Genomic DNA, 18,199 nt, shown 5'->3' with positions numbered 1-18,199 from the left:
TACCCTGACCGTCAGGAGGTGGTCCCCATCGTGAACCTCGAGTACGGCCGCGATCTCGTGATGATCGCCGTCATCTTCAGTGGTGCCGCGTTCGTGTGGGCCGGATGGGCGCAGGAGCGGCCGCCGAAGGGCGTCCTGTGGCGGATCGTCCTCGTGCTGCTGCAGCTCATCGGCCTCGCGATCCTGGCCTTCGGCATCCCGATCGCCGTGCAGAACTGGGAGACCCCCACCGCCCTGGCCACCGCCAGCGCCGCCCTCGTCTGGTACATCGTTGTGTTCTGGCTCGAGGTGGTCGCGATCGTCGGCTTCTCGATCTACTTCGTGAAGACCGGGCGAGGTGCCCTGATCGCACCGCTCGTGCTCACCGTCGTCGGGCTCCACTTCGTGCCGCTCGCATTCGTCTTCGCGCAGTGGATCCTGCTGATCGCCGCTGTCCTGCTGACGGCGGGCGGCGTAGCCGCGGCGTTCCTGCCGCAGCGCATCGCCGCGCCGAGCTTCTGGTCGGGCATCCTCGCGGCCCCGATCCTGCTGGTGCTCGCGGGAGTCAGCCTCGCCGCCGGCATCTCCGCCTTCGGCTGACCCGCGCGCGGGACGCTCCGCGCTGCGCAGGGATCAGGCGGGGTCGAGCACCAGGCGGTAGCCCATGCCCGACTCCGTCAAGAGGTGGCGGGGGCGGCCGGGGTCGGTCTCGAGCTTCTTCCGCAGCTGGGACAGGTACAGCCGCAGGTAACCCGTGTCGGTGACCTGCTCGGTGCCCCAGATGTCCTTCAGCAGAGCCTGGCGCGTCACCAGGGCGCCGGCGTTGCGGGCGAGGAACTCGAGGATGCGCCACTCGGTCGGCGTCAGATGCACGGGCGACCCGCCGCGGGTGACGAGCTTCGCCGCGAGGTCGACGCGGACGTCGCCGAACGACACCACGGGCTCGTTGGCGCTCGCCGCGGTGCGCCGGGAGAGCGCCCGCAGGCGGGCCAGCAGCTCATCGATCTGGAACGGCTTGGTGACGTAGTCGTCTGCGCCGGCGTCCAGAGCCTCCACCTTGTCGGCCGAGCCCGTGCGGCCGGACACGACGATGATCGGCACCGAGGTCCACCCGCGCAGGGCCTCGATCACGCGCACCCCGTCGAGGCGCGGCATCCCGAGGTCCACCATCACGATGTCGGGGTGCTCCTTCGCCGCGAGGGCGATGGCGGCCTGGCCATCCGGGGCGGCGACGACGTCGTACGCGTGGGCGGCGAGCGTGATGCGCAGCGCGCGCACGAGCTGCGGGTCGTCGTCGGCGATCAGGACCTTCACGACACTCCTTCGCGATCGGCGACCGCGACCGGGAGCGCGATCACCATGGTGAGGCCCCCGCCGGGGGTGTCCTCGGGGGTCAGGGCTCCGCCCATGCCTTCGGTGAAACCCCTCGACAGGGCGAGACCGAGGCCCAGACCCGTGGTGTTGTCCACGTCGCCGAGGCGCTGGAACGGAGCGAACATGTCCTCACGGCGCTCGGCCGCGATGCCCGGACCGTGATCGACGATGCGAACCTCGGCGGTACCGCCCAGCTGGCTCGTCGCGACGCGCACGCGCGCGCCCTGGGGCGAGTGGCGGAGCGCGTTCGCGAGCACATTCACGAACACCCGCTGCAGGAGCACCGGGTCGGCGTCGACGGGCGGGAGCGCGGGGTCGAGGGCGAGCTCGACGCTGGCAGGCCCGGCGCCCAGCTCGTCCAGCGCGGCCATGACGACTTCGGCCGTATCGACCGAGGCGAGGGACACCGCGAGCACTCCCGCCTGCACCCTGCTCACGTCGAGGAGGTCGGTCACGAGGGCCGACAGCGTGCCGAGCGACTCGTCGGCGGTCGCCAGCAGCTCTTCCCGGTCGGCGACGGACAATCCCGGACCGGCTGCACGGATGCCGCCGATCGCGGCGACCGCGGCAGCGAGCGGGCGACGCAGGTCGTGACTGACCGCGGAGAGGAGGGCCGAGCGCACCTGATCGGTCTCGGCGAGGATGCTCGCTTCGCGGGCCGTCTCGGCGAGGTCGGAGTGCTCGAGCGCCGCGGAGAGCTGCGCGACGATCGCGTCGACGAGTCGCCGCTCCGACGAGTCCAGCGTGTTTCCGTGGAGCTCGAGGGTCGCGCGCGGACCGCCGCCGCTCAGCCAGCCGACGGGCACCGCCTCGTAGCGCCCGTCGCGCACGGGTTCGCCGTCGGTGGCGAGCACGCGCCCGTCGGCGGCGATGAGTCGCACCCCGGCGAGGCCGAGGGACTCGCGCGTGCGGCTGACCATCGCCGGCACGGCGCTCTGGCCGCGCAGCACGCTGCCCGCGACGGTGGCGAGGAGCTCGGACTCTGCAGCCGAGCGACGAGCGGCGCGCGCCGCGCGAGCGGCGCGGTCGACGATGAAGCTCACGAGCACGGCGATGACGACGTACAGCGCGAGGGCCCACGCGTTGCGCGGATCGGCGATCGAGACGGTGTGGAACGGCTCGACGAAGAAGTAGTTGAGCGTGAGTCCCGACATGACGGCGGCGAACACCGCCGGCCAGATCCCGCCGACGAGGGCGACGATCACGACGAGCAGCTGGTAGGCGAGGACGTCGCTGGTGATCGTCTCCTCGGTGCGCGTCGCCACGAGGAGCCAGGTCAGCAGCGGTCCGCCGACGAGGGCGACCGTGAAGCCGAGCACGCGTCGCTTCACGCTCAGCGCGCCGCCGCTGAGGCGCGGCAGCAGGTACCTGCGCGCCGCAGCCGCGTGGGTCACCATGTGCACGTCGATGTCGCCCGATTCGCGGATCACCGTCGCGCCGATTCCGGGTCCGGTGAGGGCGGCGGCGACCCGGCCGCGGCGGCTGGCTCCCATCACGAGCTGCGTCGCGTCGACCGAGCGGGCGAACTCCACGAGCGTGCGCGGGATGTCGTCACCGACCACCTGGTGGTAGCTGCCGCCGAGCGACTCGACGAGTGCCCGCTGCTCGGCGAGCGCACCCGGGTCGCCGCGGCGCAGACCGTCCTGCCCCGACACGTGCACCGCCAGCAGCTGCCCGCCGGCCGAGCGCGCGGCGATGCGTGCCCCGCGCCGGAGGAGGGTCTCACCCTCGTCTCCGCCGGTGAGGGCGACGACGACCCGTTCGCGAGCCTGCCAGGTCCCGTCGATCCCGTGCTCGGCGCGATAGGACCGCAAGGCGCTGTCGACCTCGTCGGCGAGCCAGAGCAGCGCCAGTTCGCGCAGAGCGGTGAGGTTGCCGAGGCGGAAGTAGTTCGACAGTGCTGCGTCGATGCGCTCCGCCGGGTAGACGAGCCCGCCGGAGAGGCGGTCGCGCAGCGACTGAGGGGCGAGGTCGACGAGTTCGATCTGATCGGCGCCGCGCACCACGGCATCCGGTATCGTCTCGCGCTGCGTGACGCCGGTGATCTGCTCGACGACACCGTTCAGGGACTCGATGTGCTGGACGTTGACGGTCGTGATCACGTCGATGCCGGCGTCGAGGATCCGATCGACGTCCTGCCATCGCTTGGCGTGGGCTGAACCGGGGGCGTTGCTGTGGGCGAGCTCGTCGACGAGAGCGACATCCGGATGCCTCGTCACCACTGCGTCGACGTCGAGCTCGGGCAGCTCCACCCCGCGGTGCGACACGAGCGCCCGCGGCACGAGCTCGAGCCCGTCGGCCTGCTCGGCGGTGGCCGCGCGCCCGTGGGTCTCGACGAAGCCGATGACGACATCGCGACCTTCGGCCGAGAGCCTGCGACCCTCCTCGAGCATCTCGAAGGTCTTGCCGACGCCGGGGGCGGCGCCGAGCAGGACCCTGAGCTTCCCGCGCTTCACGTGATCACCCTACGACCCGCTCGAGCGTCACCGGACGAGCCCGTCGAGGGCGAGGTTCAGTGCGAGCACGTTCACCCGGGGCTCGCCGAGGAACCCGAGGTCGCGGCCCGCGGTGTGCTGCGCCACCAGGTCGCGCACGGCGGACTCATCGAGGCCGCGCTCCGCCGCGATGCGCGGGACCTGCAGCTGCGCGTACGCGGGGCTGATGTGCGGGTCGAGGCCGGAGCCCGAGGCCGTGACCGCGTCGGCCGGGATCTCCGACACGTCGACCCGCTCGAGCTCGGCGATCGCGGCCAGGCGGTCCTCGATGGCGGTGACGAGGTCGCTGTTCTCCGGACCCAGGTTCGAGCCGCTCGAGGCGCCGCCGTCGTAGCCGTCGCCGGCCGCGGACGGGCGGGACTGGAAGTACTCGGGGAGCGGAGCCCCGTCGGCATCCGTGAAGGACTGGCCGATGAGGGCCGACCCGACCGTCTCGCCGTCGGCGTCGCGCACGAGCGACCCGTTCGCCTGCCACGGGAGGGCGAACTGGCCGATGCCCGTGATCAGGAGCGCGTAGCCGAGGCCGAGCACGACGGTGAAGACGAGCATCGCGCGGACGGCGACGCCGGCGGTGCGGACGGTGGTGCGGGTGGTGGTGGACATGTGCGTCTCCGATCCGGGCTCAGAAGCCGGGGATGAGGCTCACGACGAGGTCGATGAGCTTGATGCCGACGAAGGGGGCGATGATCCCGCCGAGTCCGTAGATCAGCAGGTTGCGGCTGAGCGTGCTCGACGCACTCGCCGCGCGGTACTTCACACCCCGGAGCGCCAGCGGGATGAGTGCGACGATGACGACCGCGTTGAAGATGATCGCGCTCGTCACCGCCGATGCGGGCGAGCTCAGCTGCATGATGTTGAGCGCCGCGAGTCCCGGGAAGATCCCCATGAACATCGCCGGGATGATCGCGAAGTACTTCGCGATGTCGTTCGCGAGGGAGAACGTCGTGAGGGCGCCGCGCGTGATGAGCAGCTGCTTCCCGATCCGCACGATGTCGATGAGCTTGGTCGGGTCGCTGTCGAGGTCGACCATGTTCCCGGCCTCTTTCGCAGCCGAGGTGCCGGTGTTCATCGCCACTCCGACATCCGCCTGCGCGAGTGCCGGGGCGTCGTTCGTGCCGTCACCGGTCATCGCGACGAGGTTTCCGCCCGCCTGCTCCCGCCGGATGAGCGCCAGCTTGTCTTCGGGGGTCGCTTCGGCGAGGTAGTCGTCGACACCGGCCTCCTTCGCGATCGCGGCGGCCGTCAGCGGGTTGTCGCCGGTGATCATGACCGTGCGGATGCCCATCTCACGCAGCTCCGCGAACCGCGTGCGCAGACCGTCCTTGACGATGTCCTTGAGGTGCACGACGCCGAGGGGGCGTCCGGTTCCGGTGGCGTCGATCGTCGCGACGACGAGCGGCGTGCCGCCGGATTGAGCGATGGCATCCGTCTCGCTGACGAGCAGGGAGCGCGCGGACGGCGAGACGGGGGAACCGGATGCCTCGAGCCAGGCGAGCACGGCCGATCCGGCGCCCTTGCGCACCTGCGTGCCGTCGGCGAGGTCGACGCCGCTCATGCGCGTCTGCGCGGTGAAGGGCACGCTCGTCGCGCCATCGGGAGCCGTCACACGGATGCCGCGGATCGCCGCCAGCTCGACCACGGAGACACCCTCGGGCGTCGGGTCGGCGAGAGACGAGAGGGCGGCGGCCGTTGCGAGCTCGCCGTCGGTCGCGCCCGGGAGCGTGACGAAGTCCGATGCGCGGCGGTTGCCGTAGGTGATCGTCCCGGTCTTGTCGAGCAGCAGCGTGGTGACATCGCCCGCGGCCTCGACGGCGCGGCCCGACATCGCCAGCACGTTGCGCTGCACGAGGCGGTCCATTCCCGCGATCCCGATGGCGGACAGCAGGGCCCCGATCGTGGTCGGGATGAGGCAGATCAGCAGCGCGACGAGCACGGGAACGCTCACCGGCGACGCCGCGTACGACGCGATGGGGTTGAGGGTGAGGACGACGATCACGAACACGATCGACAGGCTGGCCAGCAGGATGTTCAGCGCGATCTCGTTCGGCGTCTTCTGCCGGCTCGCCCCCTCGACGAGCGCGATCATGCGGTCGACGAACGTCTCGCCGGGCTTCGAGGTGATGCGGACGACGATGCGGTCGGACAGCACTCGCGTCCCGCCGGTGACGGCCGAGCGGTCTCCGCCGGATTCGCGCACCACCGGCGCGGACTCACCCGTGATCGCCGACTCGTCGACGGTCGCGATGCCGTCGACGATGTCACCGTCGCCGGGGATGAGCTCGCCGGCCGTGACGACGACGACGTCCCCGAGCCTGAGCTCGGACGAGGGGACGTCGACGGACTCGGCGAGCTCGGCGGAGGGATCCGCCGTCGCGTCGTATCCGGCGAGCCGTCGCGCCATCGTGGAGGTCCGCGTCGCCCGGAGCGTCGCCGCCTGCGCCTTGCCGCGGCCCTCGGCCACCGACTCCGCGAGGTTCGCGAAGAGCACGGTCAGCCAGAGCCAGATCGCTATCCCCCAGGTGAATCCGAACGGCACCTCGGTGCCGCCCGAGGACTCGGGGCCGCCGACGAAGGGCTCGGCGATCGCGATGACGGTGGTCAGCGCGGCGCCGACCCAGACGAGGAACATCACGGGATTGCGCCACAGCGCAGCCGGGTTCAGCTTGCGCAGCGCCCCCGGGAGCGCGGCCCACAGCTGGGCAGCGCTGAACGCGCGCGACGAGGACCGGGCAGGAGTGACCGTCGCCGAGCCCGAGACGGGCCCATCGGTCGGTACGAGAGTGAAGGTGGACATGTGTCAGACGAGCCCTTCCGCCAGGGGACCCAGCGTGAGAACGGGGAAGTAGGTGAGTGCGGTGATGACGACTGCGACGACGGCGAGCAGGCCGACGAACTGCGGGCGATAGGTGGGAAGCGTGCCCGAGGTCGACGGCACGGACTGCTGCGCGGCGAGCGATCCCGCGAGGGCGAGCACGAGCACGATCGGGATGAACCGGCCGAGCAGCATCGCGGCACCGAGCGCCGTGTTGAACCACGGGGTGTTCGCGGTGAGACCGGCGAACGCCGACCCGTTGTTGTTCGCCGCGGAGGTGAAGGCGTAGAGCACCTCGCCGAGTCCGTGCACGCCGGGGTTCCAGATCGACGTCGATTCGACGTCGGCGCGGATCGCCGGGATCGCGAAGCTCAGCGCAGTTCCCGCCAGAACGAGCGCCGGCGTCACCAGGATGTACAGGCTCGCGAGCTTGATCTGCGTGGGTCCGATCTTCTTGCCCAGGTACTCGGGCGTGCGTCCCACGAGCAGACCGCCGACGAAGACCGCGATGACGGCGAGCACGAGCATTCCGTACAGGCCCGAGCCCACACCGCCCGGAGCGATCTCGCCGAGCATCATGTCGACCATCGGGATCATGCCGCCGAGCGCGGTGTAGGAGTCGTGCATCGAGTTGACCGCACCGGTCGAGGTGAGCGTGGTCGCCCCCGCGAACAGGGTGGAGCCGAAGATGCCGTAGCGGACCTCCTTGCCCTCCATCGCGGAGCCTGCCAGCTGCGGCGCGGTGCCGAGCCCGAGCGACTCGAGCCACGTCACGGCGGCGATCGAGACGATCGCGATCGAGGCCATCGCCGCCAGGATCGCGTAGCCCTGGCGGTTGTCGCCGACCATCCGGCCGAAGGCGCGCGGAAGGGCGACGGGAATCGCGAGCAGCAGCAGGATCTCGAGGACGTTCGACCATGGCGTGGGGTTCTCGAAGGGGTGGGCCGAGTTCGCGTTCGCGAACCCGCCGCCGTTGGTGCCGAGCAGCTTGATGGCCTCCTGCGACGCCATCGGACCGCCGGGGATCGTCTGCGTCCCGCCGCTGATCGTGTCGACGCCGACGAAGCCGTTGACGTTCTGCACGACGCCGGCGACCATCAGGGCCACCGCCGAGACGATGGCGAGGGGGATCAGCACCCGGGTGAGTCCGCGTGTGAGATCGACCCAGAAGTTCCCGATCGTCGGTGCGCCGCGCCGCGCGAAGGCCCGCACCAGGGCGACGGCCACGGCGATGCCGACCGCGGCCGAGACGAAGTTCTGCACCGCGAGGCCGGCGAGCTGGACGGTGTAGCCCAGCGTGAGTTCGGGCGAGTACGACTGCCAGTTCGTGTTGGTGACGAACGACACCGCGGTGTTGAAGGCGAGCCCCTCGGGCACGGCCGGCAGCCCCATCGAGTACGGGAGCACGCTCTGCAGCCGCTGCAGGGCGTAGACGAAGAGCACCCCCACGACTGAGAAGGCCAGCACGCCGCGCGTGTAGGCCTGCCACGTCTGCTCGGAGCCCGAGTCCACGCCGACGAGGCGGTACATGCCCCGCTCGACGCGCCAGTCCGCGCCGCCGCTGAAGGTGCGGGCGATCCAGTCGCCGAGCGGGCGATAGATCAGGGCGAGGACGAGCAGGACGGTGGCGATCTGAAGGATGCCGGTCCACACTGTCGCGGCATCCATCAGAACTTCTCCGGCTTCACGAGAGCGATCACGAGATAGACGATCGCCGCGACGCCGAGTGCGGCGCCGGCGAGCGAGAAGACGATCACGGGCGATCCTCCGATCTCGACGCGGGTGCGCCGTCGTCGGCGACGAGCCGTTCGGCGCCCTTCGCGATCAGGCCGACGAGTGCGAAGAGCACGAACGTCGCGACGAGGTAGATGACATCGAGCACGGAGGACTCCAGGGGGACGCGGCCCGCGCGGCAGTGGCCGCACGGTCGTCCGCGGTGGCGCGGACACGTCTCCGATGCAACACCGGGGCCGATGCCGCCCGGTGCGCACTCACGGGATCCATGCGGCCGTCGAGGCCGCCCTCACGGGACGCTCACGCCGCCCTCACGCCGTGCCTACGACATCCCGCGTCTCGAGCGGAGGCCTCGGCCCGCCGCTCGCGCCTCGCGCGCACGGTTCCTGCATCCGCGTGTCCGCGCAACATACGCGGATGCCGGAATCGACCGCGCGAACGGGGTCAGACCAGGTCGGCGAGACCTCCGCCGAACACGAGCACCGCAGCGGCGAGCGTGACGAGCGCGGCGAGGCCGAGGATCGCGACGACCAGCACATTCCCGGCGATCGCGAGGAGTGCCGCGCCTACTGCGGACGCCCGCGGCGCCCGACCGCGTGAGAGGGCCGTGGTCGCGGTCGAGTGCATCATGCTTCGACGCTACGAAGTCGCGCGGGCGGCGGCATCCGTCCCCGGACGCATGCGGGTCCATCGGAAGGATGATCCTCGCGGCACGCGCCGCGGCGGTTCAGGGGATCAGGCGCGGGCGAGGTCGTCCTCGAGCGCGACCCACGCGAGCATCGCGCACTTCACGCGCGCGACGTACTTCGAGACGCCCGACAGCGCGGCGGCGTCGAGGTACACGTCCTCGTCGAGCTCCATCGTGCCGCGGGAGCGCAGGGCCTCGCGGAAGCCGTCGATGAGAGCGGATGCCTCGCCCCGCGGCATCCCCTCGACCAGCTCCGTCATCATCGAGGCGGATGCCTGCGAGATCGAGCAGCCGTTGCCCTCCCACGTGACGTCGCGCACCGTCTCCCCGTCGTCGGAGAGCCTCAGCCGGAGCGTGATCTCGTCGCCGCACAGCGGGTTGTGCTGGTGCGAGGTCGCGGAGCGCCCCTCCTCGTCGGCCAGTCCGAAGCCGACGCGGCGCTTCGAGTGGTCGAGGATGAGCTCCTGGTACAGCGACTCGAGCCCGCTCATGCGCCCGCTCCGAAGAACGAGCGCACGCCCGCGACGGCGTCGAGGAACACGTCGACCTCGTCGGGGGTGTTGTACAGCGCCGCCGACGCGCGCACCGAGGCGGTCAGGCCGAAGCGGCGGTGCAGCGGCTGGGCGCAGTGGTGCCCGACGCGCACGGCGATCCCGCGCGAGTCGAGGAACTGGCCCACGTCGTGCGCGTGCACGCCGTCGACGTCGAACGCCCACAGCCCCACCCGCTCCACACCCTCGGCGTCGCCGAGCAGGCGGATGCCCGGGATGCCGCGCAGGCCCTCGCCCATGCGCTCTTCGAGTGCGCGCTCGTGCGCATGGACGGCCGCCATGTCGACGCCGTCGAGGTAGCGGACCGCCGCGGCGAGGCCGATCGCCTGCGACACCGGCTGCGTGCCGGCCTCGAACCGCTGCGGCGGCGGCAGGTAGGACGCCTCGTCGAGCGTCACGGTGGTGATCATCGAGCCGCCGGTGAGGAACGGCGGAAGCGCCTCGAGCACCTCGGTGCGTCCGTACAGGCCGCCGATCGCGTAGGGGCCGAGCATCTTGTGACCCGAGAACACCGCGAGATCCACGCCGAGCGCGGGCAGGTCGAGAGGCAGGTGCGGGGCCGACTGGCACGCGTCGAGCACGGTGAGGGCGTCGGCCTCGCGGGCGAGCGCGACGAGCTGCTCCACCGGGTTGACGATGCCCAGCACGTTCGAGACGTGCGGAAAGGCGACGAGTCGGGTGCGGTCCGAGATGACGGATGCCGCGGCATCCGTATCGATCGTCCCGTCGTCGCGGACCGGGATATGACGAAGCACCGCGCCGGTGCGCGCGGCGAGCTCCTGCCACGGGATGAGGTTGGCGTGGTGCTCGCTCTCGGTGACGACGAGCTCGTCGCCGGGACGCAGGGCGAACCGCCTGCTCGCGGGTGCTCCCCGGCCGAGCGTCGCATTGCCGATCGCGTATGCGACGAGGTTCAGTCCGGCCGTGGCGCCGCTCGTCCAGACCAGCTGCTCGGGCTGCGCTCCGACGAAGCCGGCGACGGTCGCCCGGGCGTCCTCGAACAGCTCGGTGGCCTCCGCCGCGAGGGTGTGCGCCCCGCGGTGCACCGCGGCGTTGGAGCGGGTCAGGAACGACACCTCCGCGTCGATGACGGCCTGCGGCTTCTGGCTCGTGGCCGCGGAGTCGAGGTACACGAGGGGGCCGTCGCCGACGCGCTCGCCGAGGAGCGGGAAGTCGGCGCGGATGGCCGCGAGGTCGAGCACGGGCGCGGGAGATGTCACCCTTCCAGGCTACGCCGTGCCGCCCGCCCGCGGGCTGCCGCAGTCCTCGGTCATGCCCCGGAGACGGGCTCCTTCTCTGGGAGCGGGGGACCCGCGGGCCGAGTCGCCCGCCGGCCGGCACGATGGATCTCGGGTGTCGACGGGCGTCCCGCGCGATCCTCGCCGGGCAGCGGGCGCGAGCGGCGGCCGTAGATGAGCTCGGACGAGTCGAGCAGCCACGGCACGAGCGTGATGCTCACGCCGTGCACCAGCATCAGCTGCTGCGCGATGCGGCGGGAGCGGCGGTTGTGCAGCAGCGACTCCCACCAGTGGCCGACGATGTACTGCGGCAGGTAGACGGTGACCACCGACGAGCCGTGCGACTCCCGGTACTTCTTGATGAACTTCGCGATCGGCGCCGCGTACGAGCGGTACGGCGACTCGATGATGACCAGCTTCATCGGGATGCGGTGCTCGTCCCACTGCCGCTGCAGCGCGGCCGACTCCTCGGCGCTCACGGCCACGTGAACCGCGAAGGTGTTCTCGTGCTTGGCGGCCAGGGCGTAGTCGATCGCCTTGATCACCGGCTTCTGCAGCCTGTTCACGAGGACGAGCGCGACGTCGCCCTCCGCGCCGAAGTGCGTGCTGTCGTCGACCTCGATCTCGTGCTCGACGTCGCGGTAGTACCGGTTCACGCCGACCATGAGGATCGCGAGGATCGGGATCGCGATGAACACCAGCCAGGCGCCGTGCGTGAACTTGGTGATGGTCACGATCAGCAGCACCGAGATGGTCATCGCCGCCCCGATGCCGTTGATGACGAGCCCGGTGTACGCGGCACGGCGCGTGGCCGCCGCGGACTCCTGGGACGCAGCATCCGGCGGCAGCGCCGCAAGCTCGCGCAGCGACCTGCGCCAGTGCCGCACCATGCCGATCTGTCCGAGCGAGAACGACACGAAGACGCCGATGATGTACAGCTGGATGAGAGTGGTCAGGTTGGCCTGATAGATCACGAGCACCGCGATCGCCGCGATGCCGAGGATGATCATGCCGTTCGAGTACACGAGCCGGTCGCCGCGGGTGTTGAGCGCCTTGGGCGCGTAGCCGTCGCGGGCGAGCACCGACCCGAGCAGCGGGAACCCGTTGAAGGCGGTGTTCGCGGCGAGAAGCAGCACGCACGCCGTGGCCGCCTGGATGACGTAGAACGGGATCGAGCCCATGCCGAACGTTCCGGCGGCGATCTGCGCCATGAGGCTGGGCTGCACCTGCGTCGCGCAGTCGAACCCGATGAGGTGACAGGGATTCTCCGCGTAGTGCACGCCCGAGATGAGACCCAGAGCCGTGAGGCCCGCGAAGAGCACGATCGCGATGCTGCCCATGAGCACGAGCGTCATCTGCGCGTTGCCCACCTTGGGGCGGCGGAACGCGGGCACGCCGTTCGACACCGCCTCGACGCCGGTGAGGGCGGAGCATCCCGAAGAGAACGCACGAAGCACCAGCAGGATCATCGCCGCCTGCGTCAGCTCCTCGCCGTGGACGGCGAACTCCGCGCTGGATGCCACGGGCGGGTCGCCGAGCGCCGTGCGGGCGAGTCCGACGACGATCATCACCGCGACGGAGCCGATGAACACGTATGTGGGGATCGCGAACGCGAACGAGGCCTCGCGCACCCCACGGAGGTTCACGATGACGATGAGGATGACGAATCCGACGGCGAGTTCGATGCGCCCCGGATCGAGTTCGGGGATCGCTGAGATGATGTTGTCGACGCCGGATGCCACCGACACGGCGACGGTGAGCACGTAGTCCACGAGCAGCGCGGCGGCGACGACCACACCCGACTTCTCGCCGAGGTTCTTGCGGGCGACCTCGTAGTCGCCACCGCCCGACGGATACGCCTTGATGAGCTGGCGATAGCTGAGCACGACGACGATGAGGAGCACGACGACCGCCGTCGCGACCCACGGTGCGAACGCGAGGAACGCGGTCCCGCCGATGAGCAGGATCATGAGCAGCTCCTGCGGGGCGTAGGCCACGGAGCTCAGCGCGTCGGATGCGAAGATCGGCAGCGCGCGGCGCTTGGGCAGCAGCTGGTCGTCGAGCTTCTCGGAGGTGAGGGGGTCGCCGAGGATCAGGCGTTTCGCGCGCGGCGGCTCTTCCGTCGGCTCGCGGTTTTCGATCGTCACGGCGGGCGATGTTACTCGCATGGATTCCGTGAGGATCCATCGAGACGGCCATCCTCACGGAATCCATGCGGGCGGAATTTTGGGAGGATCTGACCGTGGACGATCGGCTCCTGCTGGGAGGGTTCGCGATCGCGCTCGGCTTCGCGGCGGGCGTGATCCTCTTCGTCCCCTTCGTCGCCGTCAGCTATCGCCGGCGCGGCGGTCTCACCTTCGGCCGGTTCACCCTGTGGGCCGCGGCCCTCGTGTACTTCATGGCGATCTGGACGCACACGCTCCTCCCCCTCCCCGATCCCCAGGCGATGGTGTGTGCGGGGACGAACACGGAACTGTTCGCCTTCGTCGACGATCTGCGCGGTGTCGCGTCGCGACCCACGACCGCACTCACCGACCCGGCCGCTCTGCAGCTTCTGCTCAACGTGCTGCTGTTCGTCCCGCTCGGCTTCTTTGTCCGGGTCCTCGGTGGCCGTGGCGTGGTGGTCGCCACCCTCACCGGCCTCGGTGTCTCGGGGTTCGTCGAGTTCACGCAGCTGACCGGGGTGTGGGGGCTGTACCCGTGCGCCTATCGCGTGTTCGACGTCGACGACCTCCTCACCAACACGATCGGCGCCGTGGTCGGCTCTCTCCTCGGCCTGGCCGTGCCGCGTCGTCACCGAGGCATGGTCCGGTCTCCCGACGCGTACCTGCCGCGTCCCGTGACCCGGTCGCGCCGGCTGCTGGTGATGGTGTGCGACGCCGTCGGCGCGTGGCTCGTCTCGCTCGCGGTCGGGGTCGCTTTCCAGATCGCTCTGGCGGCGCTCGGCGCCGACGTCGAGGTCCGTGACGGCAGCGCCGCCACGACGGTCGCGTCGACGGCGGGCATCGCGGTGTGGTTCGTGGTGGTCCTCGTCACCGGACGCACCGTCGGCGATCTCGCCGTCCAGCTGCGGTACGAGGGAGGCGTCCTCCCCGAGGGTCTGGCGCGCACGCTCCGCTTCGCCGGTGGCATCGGCGGCTTCCTGGTGCTGTTCGCCCTGCCCGGCGCATGGGATCTCATCGGCTGGCTCTACGCCGTGGCCTCGATCGTGCTGGTCTTCACGACCCGCGATGCCCGCGGCCTGCCCGGGCTGGTGTCGGGGCAGCGCGTCGTCGACGCACGCGAGCCGATCGACCCCGACACGCCGCCGCGCCGCCCGGCTGCGCACTGGCGATGACGAGCGGATGCCTCGTGCCGACGCATCCGGAATCTCACTCGGCGGCGGCGGACCCGAGGACAGGCTGGCTCATCCGACCCACTCATGGATGGATCGCTCGTGTCCACCGAAGATGGGACACGAGCACGACGTCATGAACGAGGGTGTCTCGCCGTCTCTTTGTGTGGAGGCGTGGTTCGAGGGTTTTGCTTACGTGGAGGCTAGGTTTGACGGTCGTCGGCTAGGAGGACGAGGTTGCTGATGAATCGGATGGATGATGGGTCAGTTGCGACGGAGGATTGGTGTAAGCGGTTTCTCGCTCAGGTGCAGAGCCGCTCGACGAGTACCGTCCTGCCGTTCGTCTGGGTCGCGGGCGCGGTGTTCGATGGAACGCACGCGGTGGTGATCTACCGGGAAGAGGGGCCCAGCGCGCCACTAGTTGGTCGCGTTTATGAAGCTGCGGATCAGATTCGGTCGTTCTTTCCCTCTTCGCCAGAAGATATCGCCGACACCGCCGTCGCAGGCGACCTTACTGACCCATCCGGGCCGGGCAGCCGACACTCCTGGCCTTGGGCGCAAGAACTCGCTGGAACCGATGAGCCAATCGGTTGGCATGGACCACTCCCCATCGACCGATGGGAGATTGGATGACACAGATGGACACGACGACACGAGTTCGTCCCTTCGCGCGCAAGAGCCTGCTCACCATGATGCTCGCCACGCTCTTGGTGGTTTTGATTCCGGCAGGAGCCGCCGTGGCGGCAGGAAACACCGTGGCGTCAGCGTGGAAGGACTCCAAGGGTCGAAACGTCGTCTTGTACCAGGGGACATACAACACTTCGACGAAGGCGGGCTTTGGCTGGGCGAAGATCAAGGGCAAGCACGCGATTACGAAGTACAACACCGTGAAGTTTCCCACTCTCAATCCCGACGGCGGAACGGCTCAGGGAACACAACGTCTCTACAAGGCGTGGGCGCAAAAATGGCAGGTCATCAACGGGCGGTGGACAATCACCGCCGAAGTCGAGGTGAGAACGGTCGTCGAAACCGCTACGAAGTCGCTGTACTACAACGTCCGCCTCAACGCGTCGCCAGGAGTGCTCACGACCTACTGTGTCAATGCCAACAAGGCTGACGCATGCCCGTGGTGGGTTGACACCGCCTTCGCAAATGGGAATCGCCCTCCCGGCTCGGCCGCAGCACGAAGCTCCCAGTCCACGGCCACATCGACCGGCTACACGGCGGGATACGGATCGACGATCACGCAGCCAGCGAGCGACATGATCATCGACGAATAGGAGGCCGCCACTAACAGAGATCGGTGGGATGGTCTGTCAAGTGATCCGGACCGTCTCACCGGGCTTCAAGCGCCGTGCTGATTGAGGCACCGGAGGCGGCTCCAGTCTCGGTACCTCGTCTGGCTTCCGAAGGGGTGCGGGGTCCGAACCCCGCACTGTCGTCGCGACGCGGCGCTCGCGATGACGAGCGGATGCCTCGTGCCGAAGCATCCGGGATCTCACTCGCCGGCGGCAGATCCCAGGAACTCGCGCGCGGCGACCACGAGGTTGCGCACGCCGTTGTCGAGCGTCGGCTGGAGAACCGGCGCGAAGAACGGCGAGTGATTGGTGGGGATGTCGCGCTCGACCGTGCCGGCCGCCGTCGCCGCCGCGTAGGCGGCCGGGTCGACGCCGCCCCAGAACCAAAAGACGAGAGGCACCCCGGACTCGCGCGCGAACCACGACACGTCCTCGCTGCCCGTGAACATGCCGGGGTCGATCACGGTGCCCTCGCCGAAGGCCCTGTCGAACGCGAGGCGCAGGCGCGCGGTGGCGTCGACGTCGTTGATCGTCGGCGGCAGGGAGTGGTCGATCTCGATCACGGGCGGCTCCTCGGCACCGGATGCCTGCGCTTCGGCGCGCACGACGCGCTCCACCTTCTCGAGGATGCGGGCTCGCGCCTCGTCGTCGGGATAGCGCAGGCTCAGCTCGAGCCTCGCCTCCGCCGGGATGATGTTGTTCTTGAGGCCCGCGTGGATCGAGCCGACCGTGACCACGGCCACGTCCCGCGGATCGACCTCGCGCGACACGACGGTCTGCAGGCGCATGACCGTCGCGGCCGCCATCACCACCGGGTCGATGGTCGAGTGGGGGCGCGACCCGTGTCCGCCGCGACCGAGCAGGGTCACGGTGAGTCCGTCGGATGCCGCCATCTGGGTTCCGCTGCGCACGCCGATCGTGCCGGCGGGGAGCGGGGTGACGTGCTGCCCGAGCACGATGTCGGGCTTCGGGAACCGGTCGAGCACGCCGTCGGCGATCATCGCCTGAGACCCGGCGCCGTACTCCTCGGCGGGCTGGAAGACGGCCACGATCGTGCCGCTCCATTCGTCCTTCGTCGCGACGAGCTGCTCGAGGGCGCCGAGCAGCGCCGAGACGTGCATGTCGTGGCCGCACGCGTGCATGACGGGGACGTCGGTGCCCGCGGGGTCCGTGCCGCGCGCGGTGCTCGCGTATTCGAGACCGGTCTGCTCCGGCACGGGGAGCGCGTCCATGTCGGCTCGCAGCCACACGACCGGGCCGTCGCCGTTTCGCAGCACCGCGGCCACGCCGGTCTTGCCGATTCCCTCCTCGAACTCGAGGCCGAGTTCCTCGAGGTGCTTCGCGACGACCCCCGCCGTGCGGGTCTCCTGGAACGAGAGCTCCGGATGCCGGTGCAGGTCGATGTACAGGGCCTCGAGGTCGATCGTCATGTGTCCGAGCCTAACCGGGGCCTGTCGGCCGGCGAGTCGGGCCGATGTACCCAACTCAGGATGGCGGCGGCCGGTGACCACGCACATCGCCGCCCAGCTCCGTCGGGGCGCCATTCGTCCTGAGTTCGGTACGCGCGGAGTTCGGTACGCGCGGAGTTCGGTACGCGCGGAGTTCGGTACGCGCGGGTCTCGGCGCGGGCGTGGGATCCGCGGACTCGGTCGGTCAGCCGGACAGGCGGGCGGTCGAGCCGCGCACGATCAGTTCGTACGGAAGCTCGCCGGGCTGGTGCACCGGGGCCGCGGCACCCTTCGACTCCAGCTCGGCGAGGATCGCGTCGGCGGCCCGCTCGCCCTGGCCGAGCGGGAACTGGTCGACCGTCGTCAGACGGAAGAACTCGCCGAGCTCGTGACCGTCGATGCCGACGACCGAGAGGTCCTCGGGCACGCGGTACCCCAGCTCGCGTGCGGCCAGCAGCGCGCCGATGGCCATCTCGTCGGATGCCGCGAAGATCGCCGTCGGCCGTCCGCCCGGCTGGCCGAGGAGCTGCTTCGCGGCGCGGAACCCGCCCTCGATCGTGAAGTCGGCGGGCTCGAACAGCGACGGCTTCACCGGGATGCCGGCATCCGCCAGTGCGAGCTCGAAGCCCTGCCGGCGATGCGTGGGGATGTGGAAGTCGATGTCGAACTCGGGGCTGGCGCCGATGTGCGCGATCTCGCGGTGACCGAGCGCGAGCAGGTGCTCGGTGGCCAGCCGTGCGACGGCGACGTCGTCGACCGTCAGGGTCGTGAGCCTCGGGTTGGGTCCGCCGATCGCGATCACGGGGAGGTCGAGCTCGATCAGCTGGCGGGTCTCCTCCTCGCCGAGCTCGATCGAGATCGCGATCACGCCGTCCACCCGCTGACGGCGCAGGAACGTGTCGAACACGTCTCGGCGCTCGCCGCGGTCGGCGGTGAGCGCATACAGGGTGATGTCGTACCCGCGACGCATGAGAGCGGACGCGATGCCCGAGAGCACGGTCGAGAAGAACCAGCGATCGAGGAAGGGCACGAGCACCCCGATGTTGCGGGTGCGGCCGGAGGCGAGACTCGATGCGGATGCCGAGACGACGTAGCCGAGACTCTTGGCCGCCGCCTCCACGCGCGCCTTGGTCGCATCGGAGACGTGGCCGCGACCGCTCAGGGCGCGCGAGACGGTCGCCGTCGAGACGCCGGCATGCCGCGCCACCTCGTCGATGCTGACCACGTCGCCCTCACCTCTCGCTCCGG

16 protein-coding genes are annotated in these 18,199 nt (G+C 70.1%); 3 read left to right on the top strand and 13 right to left on the bottom strand.

The genetic code is table 11. The features are described from left to right. The first annotated feature begins 18 nt into the window (after window positions 1–18). Window positions 19–579 (top strand): hypothetical protein, encoded by a 561-nt coding sequence (locus tag OL358_RS05940; protein WP_264709024.1) that lies wholly within the window; start codon window positions 19–21, stop codon window positions 577–579. A gap of 33 nt (window positions 580–612) precedes the next feature. Here the strand turns inward: OL358_RS05940 and OL358_RS05935 are convergent, their stop codons facing one another. From OL358_RS05935 to OL358_RS05885, 11 genes are all read right to left on the bottom strand, one after another. Continuing rightward, window positions 613–1,293: a response regulator gene (locus OL358_RS05935; RefSeq protein ID WP_264709023.1), complete on the bottom strand. Its 681-nt coding sequence runs from the start codon at window positions 1,291–1,293 to the stop codon at window positions 613–615. Continuing rightward, on the bottom strand, window positions 1,290–3,809 hold the full coding sequence (locus tag OL358_RS05930) for a DUF4118 domain-containing protein (protein WP_264709022.1): 2,520 nt from the start codon (window positions 3,807–3,809) through the stop codon (window positions 1,290–1,292). Before OL358_RS05930 ends, OL358_RS05935 begins: the two co-directional genes overlap by 4 nt. Before the next feature lie 27 nt (window positions 3,810–3,836). Continuing rightward, window positions 3,837–4,451 carry a potassium-transporting ATPase subunit KdpC gene (gene kdpC / locus OL358_RS05925; RefSeq protein WP_264709021.1) on the bottom strand — a complete coding sequence of 205 codons (615 nt, stop codon included), beginning with the start codon at window positions 4,449–4,451 and terminating at the stop codon, window positions 3,837–3,839. A 19-nt stretch (window positions 4,452–4,470) separates the two neighbouring features. Beyond that, on the bottom strand, window positions 4,471–6,642 hold the full coding sequence (gene kdpB / locus OL358_RS05920) for a potassium-transporting ATPase subunit KdpB (protein WP_264709020.1): 2,172 nt from the start codon (window positions 6,640–6,642) through the stop codon (window positions 4,471–4,473). Window positions 6,643–6,645: 3 nt separating this feature from the next. Further along, complete coding sequence (gene kdpA, locus OL358_RS05915; RefSeq protein WP_264709019.1) at window positions 6,646–8,328, bottom strand: potassium-transporting ATPase subunit KdpA; 1,683 nt, start codon at window positions 8,326–8,328, stop codon at window positions 6,646–6,648. Further along, complete coding sequence (locus tag OL358_RS05910) at window positions 8,328–8,417, bottom strand: potassium-transporting ATPase subunit F (protein WP_264709017.1); 90 nt, start codon at window positions 8,415–8,417, stop codon at window positions 8,328–8,330. The genes kdpA and OL358_RS05910 overlap by 1 nt, the downstream gene beginning before the upstream one ends. Further along, complete coding sequence (locus OL358_RS05905; protein WP_264709016.1) at window positions 8,414–8,542, bottom strand: hypothetical protein; 129 nt, start codon at window positions 8,540–8,542, stop codon at window positions 8,414–8,416. The genes OL358_RS05910 and OL358_RS05905 overlap by 4 nt, the downstream gene beginning before the upstream one ends. Before the next feature lie 296 nt (window positions 8,543–8,838). Continuing rightward, a complete protein-coding gene (locus OL358_RS05900) occupies window positions 8,839–9,024 on the bottom strand; it encodes a hypothetical protein (RefSeq protein ID WP_264709015.1) in 186 nt (61 codons plus the stop codon). A 105-nt stretch (window positions 9,025–9,129) separates the two neighbouring features. Then, window positions 9,130–9,573, bottom strand: coding sequence for a Fe-S cluster assembly sulfur transfer protein SufU (gene sufU, locus OL358_RS05895; RefSeq protein WP_264709014.1), 444 nt, complete (start codon window positions 9,571–9,573; stop codon window positions 9,130–9,132). Beyond that, window positions 9,570–10,853, bottom strand: coding sequence for an aminotransferase class V-fold PLP-dependent enzyme (locus tag OL358_RS05890; protein ID WP_264709013.1), 1,284 nt, complete (start codon window positions 10,851–10,853; stop codon window positions 9,570–9,572). The genes sufU and OL358_RS05890 overlap by 4 nt, the downstream gene beginning before the upstream one ends. Before the next feature lie 50 nt (window positions 10,854–10,903). Further along, complete coding sequence (locus tag OL358_RS05885) at window positions 10,904–13,039, bottom strand: APC family permease (protein ID WP_264709012.1); 2,136 nt, start codon at window positions 13,037–13,039, stop codon at window positions 10,904–10,906. A gap of 74 nt (window positions 13,040–13,113) precedes the next feature. Here OL358_RS05885 and OL358_RS05880 point away from each other — a divergent pair, with 74 nt between their 5' ends. Beyond that, window positions 13,114–14,208 carry a VanZ family protein gene (locus OL358_RS05880; RefSeq protein ID WP_264709010.1) on the top strand — a complete coding sequence of 365 codons (1,095 nt, stop codon included), beginning with the start codon at window positions 13,114–13,116 and terminating at the stop codon, window positions 14,206–14,208. Window positions 14,209–14,843: 635 nt separating this feature from the next. Continuing rightward, the gene (locus OL358_RS05875; RefSeq protein ID WP_264709009.1) at window positions 14,844–15,485 is read left to right on the top strand and encodes a hypothetical protein; all 642 of its coding nucleotides are present in this window, start codon (window positions 14,844–14,846) and stop codon (window positions 15,483–15,485) included. 218 nt (window positions 15,486–15,703) lie between these two features. On the opposite strand, the gene OL358_RS05870 is transcribed toward OL358_RS05875, so the two are convergent. Continuing rightward, entirely contained in the window at window positions 15,704–16,933 is a 1,230-nt protein-coding gene (locus OL358_RS05870; RefSeq protein ID WP_264709008.1) for an amidohydrolase, read from the bottom strand. A 223-nt stretch (window positions 16,934–17,156) separates the two neighbouring features. Continuing rightward, a complete protein-coding gene (locus OL358_RS05865) occupies window positions 17,157–18,176 on the bottom strand; it encodes a LacI family DNA-binding transcriptional regulator (protein WP_264709007.1) in 1,020 nt (339 codons plus the stop codon). Window positions 18,177–18,199 lie beyond the last annotated feature (23 nt).

It is taken from the genome of Microbacterium sp. SSM24, from assembly GCF_025989145.1.
Lineage (GTDB): Bacteria > Actinomycetota > Actinomycetes > Actinomycetales > Microbacteriaceae > Microbacterium.
The sequence above is the reverse complement of the archived record's forward strand: the minus strand, read 5'-3'. Positions and strand labels throughout refer to the sequence as shown.